At 55.2% G+C, this 16,862-nt stretch carries 19 protein-coding genes; 4 read left to right on the top strand and 15 right to left on the bottom strand.

Annotation, left to right across the window (positions count from 1 at the left end):
* Nucleotides 1-15 precede the first annotated feature (15 nt).
* Nucleotides 16-504 (bottom strand): MarR family winged helix-turn-helix transcriptional regulator, encoded by a 489-nt coding sequence (locus tag K7H09_RS00215; protein WP_230803099.1) that lies wholly within the window; start codon nt 502-504, stop codon nt 16-18.
* Between the two features lie 96 nt (nt 505-600).
* On the opposite strand from K7H09_RS00215, the gene K7H09_RS00210 reads away from it, so the two are divergent.
* The gene (locus K7H09_RS00210) at nt 601-1,527 is read left to right on the top strand and encodes a DMT family transporter (RefSeq protein WP_141440814.1); all 927 of its coding nucleotides are present in this window, start codon (nt 601-603) and stop codon (nt 1,525-1,527) included.
* 165 nt (nt 1,528-1,692) lie between these two features.
* A complete protein-coding gene (locus K7H09_RS00205) occupies nt 1,693-2,331 on the top strand; it encodes an NAD(P)-dependent oxidoreductase (protein ID WP_141440813.1) in 639 nt (212 codons plus the stop codon).
* Nucleotides 2,332-2,458: 127 nt separating this feature from the next.
* Here K7H09_RS00205 and K7H09_RS00200 read toward each other — a convergent pair whose 3' ends face one another.
* The 9 genes from K7H09_RS00200 to K7H09_RS00160 form a co-directional block, all read right to left on the bottom strand.
* The gene (locus K7H09_RS00200) at nt 2,459-2,884 is read right to left on the bottom strand and encodes a GNAT family N-acetyltransferase (protein ID WP_141440812.1); all 426 of its coding nucleotides are present in this window, start codon (nt 2,882-2,884) and stop codon (nt 2,459-2,461) included.
* Nucleotides 2,885-2,906: 22 nt separating this feature from the next.
* Nucleotides 2,907-3,413, bottom strand: coding sequence for a DUF523 domain-containing protein (locus tag K7H09_RS00195; RefSeq protein ID WP_141441531.1), 507 nt, complete (start codon nt 3,411-3,413; stop codon nt 2,907-2,909).
* A 63-nt stretch (nt 3,414-3,476) separates the two neighbouring features.
* Entirely contained in the window at nt 3,477-3,941 is a 465-nt protein-coding gene (locus tag K7H09_RS00190; protein WP_138801079.1) for a GNAT family N-acetyltransferase, read from the bottom strand.
* A 74-nt stretch (nt 3,942-4,015) separates the two neighbouring features.
* Entirely contained in the window at nt 4,016-4,915 is a 900-nt protein-coding gene (locus tag K7H09_RS00185) for an alpha/beta hydrolase (protein ID WP_161575212.1), read from the bottom strand.
* Between the two features lie 164 nt (nt 4,916-5,079).
* The gene (astB, locus tag K7H09_RS00180) at nt 5,080-6,447 is read right to left on the bottom strand and encodes an N-succinylarginine dihydrolase (protein ID WP_230803097.1); all 1,368 of its coding nucleotides are present in this window, start codon (nt 6,445-6,447) and stop codon (nt 5,080-5,082) included.
* Entirely contained in the window at nt 6,444-7,916 is a 1,473-nt protein-coding gene (gene astD / locus K7H09_RS00175) for a succinylglutamate-semialdehyde dehydrogenase (RefSeq protein WP_141440808.1), read from the bottom strand. Before astD ends, astB begins: the two co-directional genes overlap by 4 nt.
* A gap of 22 nt (nt 7,917-7,938) precedes the next feature.
* Nucleotides 7,939-8,970, bottom strand: coding sequence for an arginine N-succinyltransferase (astA, locus tag K7H09_RS00170; protein WP_138801075.1), 1,032 nt, complete (start codon nt 8,968-8,970; stop codon nt 7,939-7,941).
* Nucleotides 8,970-10,034, bottom strand: coding sequence for an arginine N-succinyltransferase (locus K7H09_RS00165; RefSeq protein WP_141440807.1), 1,065 nt, complete (start codon nt 10,032-10,034; stop codon nt 8,970-8,972). The genes astA and K7H09_RS00165 overlap by 1 nt, the downstream gene beginning before the upstream one ends.
* Nucleotides 10,035-10,084: 50 nt before the next feature.
* Nucleotides 10,085-11,299: an aspartate aminotransferase family protein gene (locus K7H09_RS00160; RefSeq protein WP_027960007.1), complete on the bottom strand. Its 1,215-nt coding sequence runs from the start codon at nt 11,297-11,299 to the stop codon at nt 10,085-10,087.
* A gap of 233 nt (nt 11,300-11,532) precedes the next feature.
* Between K7H09_RS00160 and K7H09_RS00155 the strand changes: the two genes are divergently transcribed.
* Nucleotides 11,533-12,327 (top strand): SDR family NAD(P)-dependent oxidoreductase, encoded by a 795-nt coding sequence (locus K7H09_RS00155; RefSeq protein WP_141440806.1) that lies wholly within the window; start codon nt 11,533-11,535, stop codon nt 12,325-12,327.
* 19 nt (nt 12,328-12,346) lie between these two features.
* Here the strand turns inward: K7H09_RS00155 and K7H09_RS00150 are convergent, their stop codons facing one another.
* From K7H09_RS00150 to fabV, 3 genes are all read right to left on the bottom strand, one after another.
* The gene (locus K7H09_RS00150) at nt 12,347-13,324 is read right to left on the bottom strand and encodes a GlxA family transcriptional regulator (RefSeq protein WP_180091052.1); all 978 of its coding nucleotides are present in this window, start codon (nt 13,322-13,324) and stop codon (nt 12,347-12,349) included.
* A gap of 178 nt (nt 13,325-13,502) precedes the next feature.
* Nucleotides 13,503-13,718 (bottom strand): hypothetical protein, encoded by a 216-nt coding sequence (locus tag K7H09_RS00145; protein WP_141440805.1) that lies wholly within the window; start codon nt 13,716-13,718, stop codon nt 13,503-13,505.
* A gap of 55 nt (nt 13,719-13,773) precedes the next feature.
* On the bottom strand, nt 13,774-14,985 hold the full coding sequence (gene fabV, locus K7H09_RS00140) for an enoyl-ACP reductase FabV (RefSeq protein WP_009288181.1): 1,212 nt from the start codon (nt 14,983-14,985) through the stop codon (nt 13,774-13,776).
* A gap of 289 nt (nt 14,986-15,274) precedes the next feature.
* On the opposite strand from fabV, the gene K7H09_RS00135 reads away from it, so the two are divergent.
* A complete protein-coding gene (locus K7H09_RS00135; RefSeq protein WP_027960003.1) occupies nt 15,275-15,661 on the top strand; it encodes a DUF7079 family protein in 387 nt (128 codons plus the stop codon).
* Between the two features lie 20 nt (nt 15,662-15,681).
* Here the strand turns inward: K7H09_RS00135 and K7H09_RS00130 are convergent, their stop codons facing one another.
* A complete protein-coding gene (locus tag K7H09_RS00130; RefSeq protein ID WP_039860245.1) occupies nt 15,682-16,173 on the bottom strand; it encodes a glutathione peroxidase in 492 nt (163 codons plus the stop codon).
* A gap of 58 nt (nt 16,174-16,231) precedes the next feature.
* Complete coding sequence (locus tag K7H09_RS00125) at nt 16,232-16,849, bottom strand: LysE family translocator (RefSeq protein WP_208797091.1); 618 nt, start codon at nt 16,847-16,849, stop codon at nt 16,232-16,234.
* Between the last annotated feature and the right edge of the window lie 13 nt (nt 16,850-16,862).

Below are 16,862 nucleotides of genomic sequence, written 5' to 3'. Positions count from 1 at the left end.
CCACTGCGACACACATCACTCCTGCTCCAATCCCGCCAAGAACTGTTTAAGCAGCTCATCGAGTTGCGCTCGTTGACCTTCAGTCAAGCCGCTTACCAACTGCGCCTGGGTTTCCACATGAGCAGCAACGGCTTCATCGATTAATTCGAATCCACGTTGAGAAAGAGAGATTAAAAAACCGCGACCATCATTAGGGTTTTTGACCCGCTTTATCAAACCCGCCTTTTCCAACTGGTTGATGCGGTGAGTCATGGTGCCTGAAGTCACCATGGTGGATGCCATCAAATCCCCCGGCGATAGCGCGTAGGGCGCTCCCTCACGGCGAAGAGTTGCCAGAACGTCAAAGCTCGCGTCAGTCAGACCGTATTTCGCCCAGGTCTTCTCCATTACGCGTATTAAAGCGTGGTTAAGCCGTTTGACCCGCCCGATGGTAGCCATCGGCGCTACATCGAGGTCAGGCCGCTCCTGCCGCCACTGTTTGAGAATGTTGTCTACATGATCCATGAGCGTATTTTGCGCTTAATTATCTTGACGTCAAGATTAATCACACATATCTTGATATCAAGACACTTCGAAACGGTACCAATGAGAACTACGCGAATGACATCATTAAGCACTACCCGCACACACTCACGCAAAAGAGCTTGGCTTGCCCCACTGGTGTATCTGTTATCCGGCGGCGCCTTGCTGGGTCTATCGACTAATTTGGCAAAACTTGCCGGTGACATTCAGCTACCGGCGCTCGCTTTTCTGTTTTGGTCAATTTCAGGAGCGGCGCTTATTCTATTGGTTCTCGCGGCCTTCCGCGGCAATCTGCCGCCGGTTAACGTTCGCACCGTTGAGTATTACGCTATTTCAGGTCTGCTGGGCGTAGCGGGTGCCAACCTGCTTTTTTTCTCAGCTATCCCCCATGTGGGTGCGGGGTTCGTGGCATTAATCATCACTCTGCCACCGCTACTCACCTACATCGGCGCATTAGCGTTAAAAATGGAGCGGTTTCAGGTGTTGCGTGCGGCGGGGGTTATATCAGCCCTCGCGGGGGCCGTCACCCTGGCCTTCCATAAGCTTTCGGCGCCGGATGCCAATTACCTCTGGATTCTCCTCGCTTTAATTGGTCCCGTTCTGCTGGCTATCGGCAACATCTACCGAACCTTACGCTGGCCAGAAGGCGTATCCAGCGATGCGTTGGCGCCGGGGATGCTTATCGCAGCGGCCATCATTCTCCTCAGCGTGGGGTTTCTGCCGGGCTTCTCACTGAGCGTTCCGACAGAACGCTCCCTGCCGTTCTTGCTGATTGCACTCCAGGCGATGGTCTTCGCAGGCCAGTTCTTACTGCTCTTCCTGCTACAGAAAAGCGGCGGCCCGGTGTTTCTGAGCCTATTGGGTTCCGTCGGCGCCGTGGTGGGCGTTCCGGTCGCCATATTGCTGCAAGGAGAAACCGCTCCCGAAGGCTTACTGCTTGGCACCCTATTAATTGGAACCGGAATTACCCTGCTCAACATTGGCAAAGCCAAACAACTTAACTAAGGAGCCTCTGATTAACGTAATGAGCGAAGGCCAGACAAGGCAAAAATCAACGAAAAAGCGGAGTTTACGGGTTGTAAATGAGCATTTTGAGGCGATTTTTAACGCCGTATGGTCGAGCGCAATAGTTAATCAGAGGTTTCCTAATTAACCCAAGAGAGATATATCATGAAGATTGCAATATTTGGTGCCGCTGGCGACGTTGGCAAACGCATTATGAATGAAGCATTAGCACGTGGTCATAACGTAACCGGCGTGGTGAGAACAGAGAGTCAGCTTAACAAACTGCCCACTGAAGCAAGCCGCTGTGTCGCGGATATAGCAGACTCACACCAGCTAGCTCATGTTATTCAAGGACAAGACGTGCTGATCAGCGCCGTTCGCCCACCCGATGGAAAAGAAGCGACGTTGGTAGCGCTAACCCGTTCTCTAATGGCGAGTGCCCTCCCGAGTCAGCGAGTGCTCTTGGTAGGCGGAGCCGCGCGATTGCTAATCCCCGGGCGCGCCGGTGATACGGTCTTAACAGCCCCCGATTTCCTTCCTGCCTCTGCGCTAGAAATTGCCAAGGCATGCCAAGCTCAGTATGAACTCTGCTTGGGTGAAACCAGCACAGCGTGGACTTACTTCTCCCCTGCCGCCATGCTCATGCCTGGAGAGCGTACGGGACGATATCGTCTTGGCACCGATACCCTCGTCGTGGACAATAACGGAGAATCTCGCATTTCAATGGAGGATTTCGCGGTAGCGATGCTTGATGAAGCCGAGACGCCCCAGCATATTCAGAAAGCCTTTACGGTAGGTTATTAATACAAAAATCGGCAAACTACCCCGTCATCCAACCTAAAAAAGTAAAGCGAGCGTCGGTTGGTTCCAGCAGCAGCACCGGCGCAATCTCTTGTAGTACTTAACAGTAAAGCCCCATTAATTTAACGGGTTAGAGTATGCTCCGCTCCATATAGTGAGTTCCACCCTCTGTTTTACGCACGCGAAACCCCATACGCTCGTATAGCTCTATTGCTGGGTTGATACAAAACACACGCAGCCGAAGTAAGCGGATGCCCGACTGTTGGGCGATTTCCTTTGTGTGGCGGATTGCCGCTGTACCTAAGCCTTGGCGCTGCCACTTCTGATCAATTTGTAGCTCTCGAATATAGTAAGCGGCTTCATCGTGATTTATGCATAACAACCCTACTGGGCTAGCGTTAATAACTAATTCGTAACTGTCTAACTCATCCCATTGTTTATCAAACAGGGCTGTATTCCAGCGCATATCCAACTGTTCGTAGTAAGCAGACATATTTTGGCGAATTAATTTTTCCGCGAACGCCTTGTCGTTAGTAGACCGAATAATAGGCGTCATATCTCGAATCCTAGTACTGCTTTCACGAACTTGTAGCAAGAAGTGCAGTGTTAGCTCGGGCTATTTCATACTGACTAAACACGTGCACACCATGTTCCCGGAGCAGTGCGGCTGTTACTCCCATACCCGGTACTGTTTTACCAGAGAAACTGCCGTCATAAATAGCGGTGCTTCCGCATGAAGGACTGAACTCAGCAAGCACTGCGATATCGATATCGAATTTACGGCACAGGTTCAAAGCGATAGAGGCACCTGCTAAAAATTCATTGGTCACCTTGCCTCCATCGTTTTCGATAACATCGACCTCACCGTTTAAAACGCCCTTACCACTGCCTTGGAAAATCTCCGCGGGCGGCCTGGGAATACTCATCCCCGCCTCAACTTCGGGGCAAACAGAAACGATTCGGCCTTCAGAACGCCACTGCTCAACGATCTGATCATCCACGGAAAGGGCGCCACCATCATAGCGAACCTTTTTACCCAAGAGACAGGCGCTCATTAATACTTTTCTCAAATCACCAATCTCCAATACGGTGATGAACTCAAGAGTGACGCGTTCACTGAATCGACCCAACTAGGAAAGCTCTTCTTGTCAGCCATTTAACTTTAGCTGCTTTCGGAAATACACTCGATTAAACCCCGCTTCATGCCGACACTCGACCCTGACGTATCCCAGTTTGGGGTACATGGCGAGATTTTCTATCATGGCTTCATTCGTATAAAGTTCCACGGCTTCGTACCCCTTTTCCTCGGCTGAACATTCCACGTGATCGATCAATCGCTTCCCAATGCCGAGGCCACCATACTCGGGTAGTATGGCAACGTTTTCGAGGTGAAAATGATCGCCTTCGGGGTAGAACACAACATAGCCCACAAAATGTGAATCAAGGATGGCAACATCTATGTAGCCGTAGTCGATTAGGCTTGCGAAGTCTGCATGCATGGGCGCGGGTTCACGACCAATGCGACTGATATACTTTGAATAGGCCAGTCGTGCGCAGGATTGAATGTCCGGAACATCAGTTTCGAGTGCAGCACGGATGTCGATTAAGGGCATATTGACGTAATCCTAGTGCTAGGTGTGAGAACCATAAGTGTTTCCACCATCCCATACACATGAGGTTTTCGCTCTTATAACGCTTGAAGCCAATGGTAAGCTGTCTTGATGCCCTCTTTGTTCACAACAAGGCTCAGATGCGATGCATTAGGCACCGTGACGATATCAGCGTGTGGAACGATGGGCCGCAAAGTGGGCTCGAAGCGCTCCGCAAAAAATGCTTCGTCATCAGATCCAGTAATAAGAAGGACTGGAGCCGTCATAGAACTGAGATCGTTCTGCCAATTGGCGGGAGCAAAGCCCTTCATAAGCCGGTACGAATACGCTAGCGTTTCTGAGCCCTGGCGGTATTCGGGCGGCAAATTAAAGTGCAGCACCGGTAGCTTATTGAAGTGGGTAATACCGAGTTCATTCAAAATGGATATAGCAATGATCCTGGTCACTTTGGGGTCTGCCCACCCGCCCGAGCTTTTCCGAACAGTAGGTGCGTCGTATCCTAGGTAAGGCGCTAGCAGCAGATAGGCGTTGGCACGGTGCCCATGCGTGCCACCAGCAAAACGTATTGCTAACCCGCCACCTGACGAATGCCCACCGACGACGATACGCGTTAATTGAGGATTGACCACTTCGATGTGGGCAATAAGATCGGCAAGATCATCCTCAAGCTGCTTGATATAGTCGATATCGCCGCGCCGAACGGGAGATGGCCCATGCCCTCGAATATCCGGGGTGTAAACAGCGGCGGCGCCTGAAGCTGCCAATCCGCGAGCAAAGGTTGCCAGATATCGACTGTCGGTCCCTGAGCCGTGCACGAGCACCAGCGCCGTGTCGGATTCACTTGGATAATGCCGATATGAAAGTGTGGTGCCATCCCTTGCTTCAAACGGCTGAAGTGCTGGCAGTGGGCCTGCTGCGCCTTGCTCAGACACTAACGCTTCGAAATCCAAGCCGTTCGCATTAGTGCCTGTCGACATTATTAAAAATACTCCTATCACCAAGGCCAGCATATATTGTCGCACTGCTCCCTCCTAATCGCATACGCCGGGCAAAGCGACGGCTAAGCTTTCGCTGCAAACTTTAAACCAAAACGCCAAGGCACTGCCATGGCGTTTATTATTTTCCCTCACTACATCACACCCTACCCCAGTTGAAAGGGATAAACCGGGCCGATTTTCAGCAGTTGAGTGAGTTCATCCAGTGCTGCAAGCGACTCTTCCGCCAGCTGTGGATCGGCCAAATCGTCCGGGGCGAGGCGAACGCGATAGTGGCGCTCCACCCACGCGGTCAGGTCAGTGTACAGTGCATTGGTGAGCAGCACGCGGCCAGAGAGCGCTGCACGTTCGGCCTCCGTTAGCACCACGCGCAGGCGCAGGCAAGCCGGGCCGCCGCCGTTGCGCATGCTTTGTTTGACGTCTTTAACGACCACTTCACTGATCGGATTATTGCCCGCCAGCAGATAATCCTGAATGGTGCGCCATACCGCCTCGCGCTCCTGGCATTCGCCGGGCACTACCAGCGTCATGGTGCCATCCGGGTTGGAGAGCAGCTGCGAATTAAATAGATACGAGGCTACCGCATCCTCCATGCTTACCGCTTCCAAGGGCACGCGCACGGGAATCAGCGGGCTGGCCATTTTGGTGCGCAGCTCATCGAGCGTGCCTTCTTCATCCAGAAAGGCCATTTCGTGGTAGAGCAGCACAGGGCCGTTACCCACCGCAATGACGTCGTTATGGAAAACACCCGCGTCGATGGCATCCGGGTGCTGCTGGGAAAATACCGTTTGCGCTTCCGTTAGCCCATGCTGGCGAGCTACCGCCTGGCTGGCTTCCAGCGTTTGCCGGGCAGGGTAGCGCTTGGGTTCGCGCTCACCGCTACGCACGTCACCAAACGCCTGGCGACCATATACAAATAGGTGAACACCGGGTTCGCCGTGCTCACCGCATAGACGGGTGTGATTGGCCGCACCCTCATCGGAAAAGGCTGGAGTAGCGGGCAGCACCGGGTGGTGGCAGAAGTGCTGTTCGTCACGGAAGATCGCTTTCAGCACACGTCCCGTGGTTTGTGGCTCCAGGTAGCGGTGAAAGCTAGACTGTAGGTTCGCTGGTGTGAAGTGTCCCCGACTATCGGGTGCATCAATGCTGGGGGTAATAGTGCCCGCGTTAGCCGTCCACATACTCGAAGCCGAGCATACAACCCGAAGCAGTTGCGGCGCTTCTTTAGAAGCACGAGCCAGCACCTCACCATTACTACCGCTAAAACCTAAATCGCGCAGTGCGCCAATATCGGGGCGCTGTTGGGGTGGCAGAACGCCCTGGGCATAGCCCGCGTCCATCAGCGACTTCATCTTAAGCAGCCCCTGCAGCGCCCCCTCTTTGGGGTTAGACACTAACCCACCGTGGTTCATGGAAGCGACATTGCCCACGGCCAACCCAGAGTAGTTATGGGTTGGGCCGACTAGGCCGTCAAAATTGACTTCCCTAACGCTGCTGAGATCGGCGGCACTCATAGGCTCACTCCCGGCGGCAGGGTCTCGGGCATCTCCAGGCTGTCAGCTTCCATAGAGGCCACTGGATAGGCGCAGTAGTCCGCCGCGTAAAACGCGCTGGGGCGGTGGTTGCCGCTGTCACCCACGCCGCCAAAAGGTGCATCGCCGGATGCGCCGGTGGTTTGGCGGTTCCAGTTGACGATCCCGGCGCGAATACGCAGCAGGAAGTCGTCCCAATCGGCTCGATCGCCGCCAATTAAACCGGCGGAGAGCCCGTAGCGGGTGTTATTGGCAAGCTCTAGCGCTTCATCCCAATCGCGATAGCGGTGGATTTTCAGCAGCGGGCCGAAGTGCTCCTCGTCCGGCACGTCAAGACCGGTCACATCAATCAGCGCGGGACTTAACAGGCTGGTGTTCTCCTTCTGGCGCTTCATACGGTTGATCACCGTACCGCCCATGCTCTCCAGCTCCTCTTGGGCCTTGAGCAGGCCGTCCGCCGCCGCTACGCTGACCAAACCACCATAGAACGGCGTAGGATTTTCTTCGAACTGCCCCGCCACGTGTAGCTTGGTAATCGCCTCTGAAAGCGCATCGATCAAGCGATCGCCTACTGCGCCCTCAGGCACCATTAAACGCCGCGCGCAGGTGCAGCGCTGGCCGCCGGAGAGGTACGCCGACTGCAGAATGGTCAATACCGCGGCACGCTCGTCGTCGACATCCTTCACTACCAGGGGGTTATTGCCGCCTAGTTCCAGCGCCAGAATTTTATCCAGTTGTCCGGCAAACTGTTGGTGCAACATACCGCCCACTTTGGCGCTACCGGTAAACAGCAGGCCATCAATATCCGGGTTACCTGCCAGCGCCTGGCCTACCGGCACACCGCCCTGCACCAGGTTAATGACGCCTGCCGGAAGCCCGGCCTCTAGCCAGCACTGCAGGGTCAAATCCGCGGTAAGTGGAGTTTGGTCGCTGGGCTTGAAGACTACACAGTTACCCGCCAATAGCGCAGGCACCATATGGCCGTTGGGCAGGTGGCCAGGAAAGTTGTAAGGGCCAAACACCGCCATCACACCATGAGGACGATGGCGCAGCACTGCATTTGCACTGCCTACCGCTTTTTCCCGTTCTCCGGTGCGCTCGTTATACGCCTTAACCGACAGCGCCACCTTACCTACCATGGCACCCGCTTCGGTGCGCGCCTCCCAGAGCGGCTTACCGGTCTCTGAAGCAATCGCCACGGCCAGGTCTTCACCACGTGTTTTTAGCACCTCGGCAAATCGCTCGACAAGCGCCTGGCGCTCGGCAAAGGGTGTGCGCGCCCAGCCGGGAAAGGCACCGCGGGCGGCTTTCACAGCGGCCGTGACCTGTTCTGAGCTAGCCGTCGCTGCTTGCCATAGCGACTTGCCAGAAACGGGATCGAGCTTGCTCAACGGCTCGGCGTCGCCTGCGACCCAGGCGCCATTGATCAGTTGCTGCTGTTGGGCGTGCATAAAACTCTCCTGTAAACGTCGCCTAGGTCTCGAGTAGCCTTAGGGTATCGCCGGTGGCAACGCCTAAGCGCTTCGCTTCTTGTTCGCTAAGCACGATGGTGTTGTCATCAGCAGGCGCGCGGCCTACCCAACTGGCGGTAAAGTGCAGCATCTGGGTGGTGGCGGCCAGCCAGCGGCTGACGCTCTCTTCTGCTGCGCTATTGGATACTTCCACTTGGCAGAGCCGTGAGTTACGGATGGCGCGCACATCGTCAATGTAAGCCTCCACCGTCGGGCCACCGTCGAAAATATCGATATAGCCTTCCCAGCGCAGCCCCTCTTTCTTAAGCATCTCCAGCGCCGGTCGGGTGTGGCGATGCACCTGACCAATACAAGCCCGCGCCTCTTCGGCCATAAAGGTGGTGTAAATGGGGAACTTGGGCATCAGCTCGCCAATAAAGCTCTTCTGCCCCAGGCCGGTTAAGCGATCCGCTTCGCTGAAATCCATGGGAAAGAAGTGCTTGCCCAGGCTCTCCCAAAAGGGGCTGGTATTGTGCTCATCAAACACCCCACGCATCTCCGCCAGCACTTTATCGGGAAAGCGATCACGAAACTGGGCAATAAACAGCCAGCGCGCTTTGGAGAGCAGCGCGCCATTGCGCAAATGTTTGTTGGCTTCGCCGCGATACTCAGGACGCAGAAACAGCGAGCATACTTCGGCATCGCCGGTGTGGTCGGAGCTTAAAAACAGCGTGTCGATAGTGCGGTGAAGATCCAGCTGAATGGATGAGTGCGCAAGGGTTCCCAGCCGATAGTTATAGAACGGCACCTCGCGCCCCACCTGCCCCTCAATGGCGCAGCAGCCCGCCAACTCGCCGCTTACTTCATCCTCTAGCACAAAGAAATAAAGCCGATCATCCACCGGAGTGCGCTCTTCAAAGGCACTGGCAGCCGCTTCAATCTTACCGGCTAGAAACTCGCGATTATCCGGCAGCGAGGTAAAGCCAACGCCCGCCTGCTGCGCAAGCGCCTGAAGCCCATCCAGATCATCACGGGCAATGGGTCGAATGCGCATTACATTTCTCCTTCATCGAGCGCGTCTACCACGGTGGGTAGCGTCAGCGGCGCAGCAAGCACCGCTCGCCCTTCCGTGACACCCAGCCGCTCAGCATGCTCCGCTGAGAGCATCAACTGGCCCGTGGGTGACAGCGCGTAGCGGGCGACGATGCAGCGAAACTCGCCCAGCTTTTGATTGGCAACCAGCGCGGGTTCAGCATCCGGCAAAGCGTGTTCAGGGCGAATGCGCACCGGGTGCCAGGCAGCACTGCGGAAGGTTTCCAACCGCTCGCGCTCGGCTTTGACAATCGGCCCGGCGTCGAAAATATCCACATGGCGCGAACGCACGAAGCCCTCCGCCAGCATCTCCTCCAACGCCTCTTCATGAGCAGGGTGCTCACGACCTATCGCCGCCCGCGCCTGGGGTGTTAGCAGCGGCAAATAGAGCGGGAACTGGGGCATTACTTCGGCGATAAAGCTTTTCGAGCGCACCCCGGCAATGTGGTTAATATCCTGGAAACTGCGGGCGAAAAAGTGCCGCCCCACGCTTTCCCAGAACGGCGATTCACTGCGCGTATCCAAGTAGCCGGGAAACGCCACCGCCAGAATACGCGAAAACCGCTCTGGGTATTGGGCGATAAACATCAACCGCGCCCGGCGCAGCAGGCTCTCCGCGCTGGTGCCTTTATAACGCGGGTTAAGCGAAAAGGCGCACAGCAGGGTAGCGTCAGAAACTTCATGGGAGAGCGCTAGCGTCTGCACTTCACGACGTACGTTCAACTGCTGGGAGGCGTGAATCAGCGTTTCCTGGCGGTAGGTGTAGTAGGCCTCATTGGCACCCGCCTGGGCACGTATGGTGGCGGTACCGAGCACTTCCTCGCGTGTGTCATCGGCGAGAACAAACGTATAGTGCTCGTTTTCTGGAAACTCGACGTCACCATCAAAGGCGTCTTGAGAGCGCGCAATGCGCTCCTGAAGCCGCTCACGGTTAGCAGGCAAGTTAGTAAGCTTAGGTACTGCATGCTCGGCTAATTGCTCAAGCGCCGTGAGATCAGACGCTTTAACGGGTCGAACTACCAGCATCCTCGATGCCTCCCCTTCAGTTAACACGATTGACGCAGCCTGTTGTTCACTCATGCTGCCGCAACTAATCGCTCAATCGCGCGCTCTAAGCGGGCCATGCCCTCGGCGATATCCGCTTCAGGAATGACCAGAGAAGGCGCCATGCGCAGTACGTTCGGCCCGGCGATCAGCGCCATCAAGCCCTCTTCAATCGCCAGCGGCAGTATGTCTTTGGCACGCCCTTCATAGGCATCCGACATCTGGGCACCTATTAATAAGCCCATACCGCGAATCTCTTTAAACACGCCATGCTTGCGGTTGATAGTTTCTAAATGCTCGCGGAACAGATCGTGGCGATGCTTAACGCCTTCGAGCACCTCTGGTGTATCGATAAGCTCCACCGCCGCCAGGGCAACGGCAGATGCCAGCGCATTGCCGCCGTAAGTAGAACCATGAGTGCCAACAACCAGCGATTTAGCCACCGAGTCGATAGCCAGCATGGCGCCAATGGGGAAACCGCCGCCCAAGGATTTGGCACTGGTAAGAATATCCGGCGTAATGCCGTAGTTCTTATAAGCGTAGAGTTCGCCGCTACGACCAACGCCGGTTTGCACCTCATCAAAAATCAGCAGCGCATTGTGCTCGTCGCAGAGATCGCGCAGCCCTTGGAGGAATTCCTGCGTGCCGGGCACGATACCGCCCTCGCCCTGCATGGGTTCAACCATAATCGCGCAGGTGTCGTCGCCCACCAGCTCGCGAACGCTATCCAGGTCATTGTAATTAGCGTGCAGAATTCCGCCCGGTACCGGCCCAAAGCCCTGGGAGTATTTGGGCTGGCCACCCACGCTGACGGTAAAGAAGGTGCGGCCATGAAAAGATTGGTAGAACGAGATGATTTTATCTTTCTGCTCACCGTGATTATCCACCGCCCAGCGGCGTGCCAGCTTAAGCGCAGCTTCGTTGGCTTCACCGCCGGAGGAGCATAAGAACACCTTATCGGCGAAGGTGCGCTCGACCAGCGTCTTGGCCAAGTTCAGCGCTGGCTCGTTGGTATATACGTTGGAAAGGTGCCACAGCTTCTCGCCCTGCTCTTTGAGCGCATTGACCAGTACTGGATGGCAATGACCAAGGGAGTTAACCGCGATGCCCCCGGCAAAGTCGATATATTCACGGCCCTGTTGATCCCACAAGCGGCTACCTTCACCACGCACGGGAATGACCTGCTGTGGTGAGTAGTTGGGCGTCATGTAGTGGTCGTAATCTTGACGGCTTGGGGTATGGCTCATGGGTCGCTAGCTCCAGTGGAGGAAAGTAGTAACAACAGTATAAGGTGGTAAAGAGTCCAAGCGCTTTCAGCAATGGGACGGCAAATTATGAATAGCGGCGTCTCGGCGTATCACTGAACCGCCTTGAAGAACTCTAAAAGAGCCCCATACTTATTAGCAAGCTATGCGGTTATTCGCTGAGCTGCGTTGCATAGTGATGAGCACCGACACTCAGGATGAGAGGAGACCAGCGTATGCAGATTGATCTAAGCGGCAAACACGCCATTATCACGGGTTCTACAGCGGGCATTGGTTTTGCAATTGCTCAAGGGCTCGCCAAGGCAGGCGCTGACGTGGTTATAACAGGGCGTACCCAAGCACGTGTTGATGGTGCCATCAGCGCACTTAAAAAAGACACTCCCAATGCCAAGGTAGAAGGCGTGGCGGCTGATCTCGGCACCGCTGAAGGTTGCCTAACGCTTATTAAACAGCAACCCAGCGCGGATATCCTGATCAATAACGTAGGCATTTTCGCCCCGCAGGACTTTTTTGATGTAGATGACGCTACGTGGCAGCAATTTTTCGATATTAATATCATGAGCGCGGTGAGGCTTTCCCGTCACTACGCCCAGGGCATGCGCGAGCGCGACTGGGGCCGCATACAGTTTATCTCCAGTGAGTCGGGGATCAACATCCCTAGTGAAATGGTGCATTACGGCATGACCAAATCGGCGCTGCTCTCCGTCTCTCGCGGGCTGGCCAAAGTGCTCAGCGGCACCCAGGTCACCGTAAATGCCATTCTACCTGGGCCGACCCGTTCAGAAGGCGTGATCAAGATGATGGGGGAAATGGCGGAAAAAGAGGGCATCTCTCAGCAAGAGATGGAAGAACGCTTTGTTAAAGAGAACCGCCCCTCTTCAATTATCCAGCGCTTAGCAACACCCGAAGAAGTCGCGAGTATGAGCGTCTACGCCGCTTCTCCCCAAGCCAGTGCAACCACCGGGGCGGCACTGCGTGTGGAAGGTGGCATTGTGGATACATTAACCTGAACCCTCTAACCTTATCTTTCTAACCCAGGCGCTCTTCTCTCGGCGTCATGCCGAAATGGTGACGGTAGGCGGTAGAAAAGTGCGCGCCTGAGGAAAATCCCGTGGCAAACGCAATATCGCCTACCGGCCGGTCACTATCGCGAAGCTGTTTGCGCGCCTCTTGTAAGCGTAAATCCAGGTAGTAGCGACTAGGGACCGCCTGCAGATACTTCTTAAATAGCCGCTCCAACTGACGCCGAGAGATACCCAGATGTTCGGCCAGTTCCAGGGTCGAGAGCGGCTCCTCAATATTGGCTTCCATAAGCGTGACAGCCTCCACCAGACTTTGCGGCGCATGGCCCAGGCGGCTACGCAGCGGCACATGCTGGCGCTCATCTGCCAAGCGGATGCGGTCGCAGACAAACTGCTCAGACACCTGCTCCGCCAAGCGCGCACCGTGATGCTGGCCAATCAACGTGAGCATCAAATCCATGGCCGCGGTTCCCCCCGCGCAGGTCAGCCTGTCGCGATCAATTTCAAACAGCTGTTGAGAAAGCGTCACTTGCGGATAGGCTTGAGAAAAGGCCTCAAAACGCTGCCAGGGCAGCGTCGCACGATAGCCTTCAAGCAACCCACAGCGTGCCAACACTTCAGTGCCCCCTGCCAACCCACCCAGTGCCACACCGCGCCCCTGGTGCCCACGGAGCCACTCATTCAACTTTGCAGGAAGCGTATAGGGCAGCGGTGTTGGTGCGCATATCAACAGCAGGTCAAGCGGGCCTAATGCGGTACTTAGTGCGTGCTGAGCAATGAGCGAAAGCTGAGCACCGCTGCGCACGGGCTCGTCATTGAGACTTAATGTGACGGTGTGGTAAAGCATCTGCCCACTCAGCTGGTTAGCCATTTGTAGCGGTTCCAGTGCGCTGGCGTGGGTCAATAACGAAAAACCTGGCAGCAGCAAAAAGGCCACCCGCCGACGCGGTAGCGCTGCCTGTGAGGCTAACGGGTTGGGCTGCATGATAACTGATTGAGTTGCATGAAAAGATGCATGAAAGACCGCCATCGACATAGATAAACGATCATCTTACCCAATTGCGTAGAGGATGGCAGCGTTATGACCACTGCAACAAAAACGTGACGCATGAATGCAAATTGCCGGGCGCAAGGCCCGGCAAAAAAGAGAGAATGGTTAAGTACTAATTACCGCGGTTAATAATGCCTAACACGACGATACTAACCACAATCACGCCGACAATGATCACCACTAGCGGGAGTAGCTTATACAGCCCGCCTGGCCGCTTCTTGGCTTCAGGCTGTAGATGAGGTTTTGAGGTTTCATAATCCTCAGGTATCCGCTCATTGATAATATGCTGCTTCTCTTCTTCCGGGGTTTTGCTTTCCCTAGTGTCCATAAACACCTCCAGCGTTCCGGTCGAATTGGGCGGCGCTACCGCCTCTGTGAATGGCTTACAGATTCACGACATCAAACGTAACCTCTGGATTGACGTCGGCATCGTAATCGACATCGTCACGCTCAAAGCCAAACAGCTTCAAGAACTCGTGCTTATAACCAGCATAGTCGGTAATCTCGAATAAGTTTTCAGTCGTCACTTCAGGCCAAAGATCCTGACACGCTTGCTGAACGTCATCGCGCAGTTCCCAGTCATCCAAACGCAGGCGCCCTACCTCATCAGTGACCATTTCACCGCGCTTGCCTTGGGCTGAGTAGAGCTGCTCGCCGAATAGACGGTTCAATTGATCGATCGTGCCTTCGTGCAGACCCTGCTCTTTCATGATGCGGTAGACCATGGCGATATAAAGCGGCATTACCGGAATGGCCGCGCTCGCTTGGGTGACCACCGACTTGAGTACCGCCACATTGGCACCGCCACCGGTCTCTTTCAGCTTGGCGTCGATAGCCGCTGCGGCGCGGTCGAGGTCTTCCTTGGCTTTACCCAGCGCACCATGCCAGTAGATCGGCCAGGTGATTTCAGTGCCGATATAGCTAAACGCCACGCTACGCGCACCTTTTGCCAGCACACCTGCTTGGTCAAGTGCTTCCATCCACAGTTCCCAATCTTCGCCACCCATTACCGTAATGGTGTCGTCGATTTCCTGCTGGGTGGCTGGCTCTACTTCTGCTTCGATAATCGCGTCTTTATTGGTATCGATAGCAGTGGCGCGGTAAGTTTCGCCAATTGGTTTGAGGCTCGAACGCTTAAGCTCGCCGCTATCCGGCAGCTTGCGAACGGGTGATGCCAGCGAGTACACCACCAGATCGATCTCGCCCATGTCCTGCTTGATCAGTTCAATGGCTTTTTCCCGCGCTTCATGGGAGAACGCATCGCCGTTAATCGATTTGCTGTACAGCCCTTCCTGCTTGGCAAACTTATCGAAGGCGGCACTGTTGTACCAGCCTGCGGTGCCGGGTTTCTTATCGGTGGCAGGCTTTTCAAAGAAAACGCCCAGGGTATCGGCGCCGTAGCCAAAAGCTGCGGTAATACGGGCTGCCAACCCATAGCCACTTGAAGCCCCAATGACGAGTACTTTTTTTGGGCCAGCCTGCTTATCCAAACCGCGAGCACGGGTCGCTTCAATCTGTTCGCGAACATTCTGCTCGCAGCCGATGGGATGAGTAGTGGTACAAATAAAGCCGCGTACTTTGGGTTTAATAATCACAGAGAACCTCTTTATCGGATTGATTTAGCTTTTAATATCGTAACTGGCAACATCATAACTAGCGACACCGTTTTGCCATAGCTTTTGGCATAGTTTGTGGCATAGCAGTGTCATGACTCATAGAGGCTATTCTAGCTGCCTCCGTGCGCTCTGTCCGCTCCTGAGCTATCGTCCTCCCATGAGCGACTCTCCATCCTTGAGCTCCTGCCCGCCCTTGAGCTCGGGGCGCATTCGCGTCACGATAGCTGCCAAAGTACTTATATCAGCAACGACTTCCCACGAGGCGATCATGAATGCACAGCAGCTAGTAGATGAACGCGGCGATCTATGGCTAGCGCTAGCCCCGCTGTGGCTGGATCGTGAACCCAGCGAACGCGATTACGCGCGTATGGTCGAAGTCATAGAGCGTTATGATATGACGCTTAACGAGCTCGAATGGATGTTTCGCCTGGAAATGGCACCGGTGATGTCTCGCCATCAGCTTTCAATCGCCAGCGAGTGGCGACAATTTGACGACTATAAGCTGATGAAGCAGTTGGTCAATCACAATATGCGCTTGAAGGGCTGGCGCCGCAAAAGCTGGGCGCTGTTTTCAGGCTTAACGACCATGATGGTGCGTCACCGCTGGAACGCACTCATGAATCGTGTAGCAGTCGCGCGGGGCGAGCAGGTATAGAGGGATAGTGCCCTGTGGGGCTATGGGTATGTTTGATCCAAGGCTTCTTCTAATGCCAGGCGTAGCGGGCGCCCGTGATAGCGCGGCCCAAATCGGGCTATCACCTTGCCATCACGGCCCACCAGGAACTTGGTAAAATTCCATTTGATCAGCTGTGTGCCTAGGACTCCAGGCGCCTCGCGCTTGAGCAGCACAAACAGTGGATGGGCATCACTCCCATTGACATTGACCTTTTCCAGTAGCGGAAAACTGACTCCAAACTGCTGCTCGCCAAACTGGCAAAACGCTTGAGCACTTTCCGGCGACTGGCGGCCAAACTGATTACACGGGAAACCGAGCACAGTGAAGCCACGATCCCGGTAGCGCTGAAAAAGGGTTTCGAGTTCGCTTAGCTGCGGGGTAAAGCCACACTGGCTGGCAACGTTAACCACCAGCAGCACTTGGCCGCGTAGCGCACGTAAATTGAACGGCAGCCCTTGGTGGGTATAGCAGTCTTGATCGTATATTTGCATCAATCAGCCCCACAAAACCCCAAACGGCATGGGTATCACCATGCCACGGCTATGCTTTTTACACCAGCGGTCCGGCGACCACTCGTAGCGCCAGCGCGATTAACAGTACGCCCGTGATGCGGTTAATCCAATGGGCACGCCGCTGTAGCCAGGGCAAAATCTGCGAGTGGGAAAGCACCACCGCCACCAACACGTACCAACCGCCATCAATAATCATCGCCGTTAACACAATGATAGCTTTAGCTACCCCACTCATTTCCGGGGTCACAAACTGGCTCAGTAACGCAACAAAAAACAGAATCAGCTTCGGGTTGCCTAATGCCACCAGCACGCCCTCTTTGGCCGCCTGCCCTCGGCTAGTGACAATCGCATTAGGCTCTAAGGCACCGGCTTTCCCGGCACGCAGCGCTTTAACCCCTAGCCACGCCAAATAAGCCGCGCCGAACCAGGTAATCAGCTGGAACAGTAGCGGAAAACCGGCGATTATCGCGCCTAGCCCCCAAACGGTCAGTAGCGCATAAAAGCCCACCCCAAAGGCATGGAAGATTGCGGCGGTCACCCCAGTAAAACGCCCGCCGCCTAACGTATGGCGCAGCACCAGTGCCAAGCTCGGCCCCGGCGACATAGCGCCCATGGCACAAATCGCGGCGAGCGATAGCCAGAGTGTTAACGGCATGTCTTTTCCTCCT

The organism is Halomonas sp. IOP_14, assembly GCF_021021315.1.
GTDB classification, from domain to species: Bacteria; Pseudomonadota; Gammaproteobacteria; order Pseudomonadales; family Halomonadaceae; genus Vreelandella; species Vreelandella titanicae.
The sequence above is the reverse complement of the archived record's forward strand: the minus strand, read 5'-3'. Positions and strand labels throughout refer to the sequence as shown.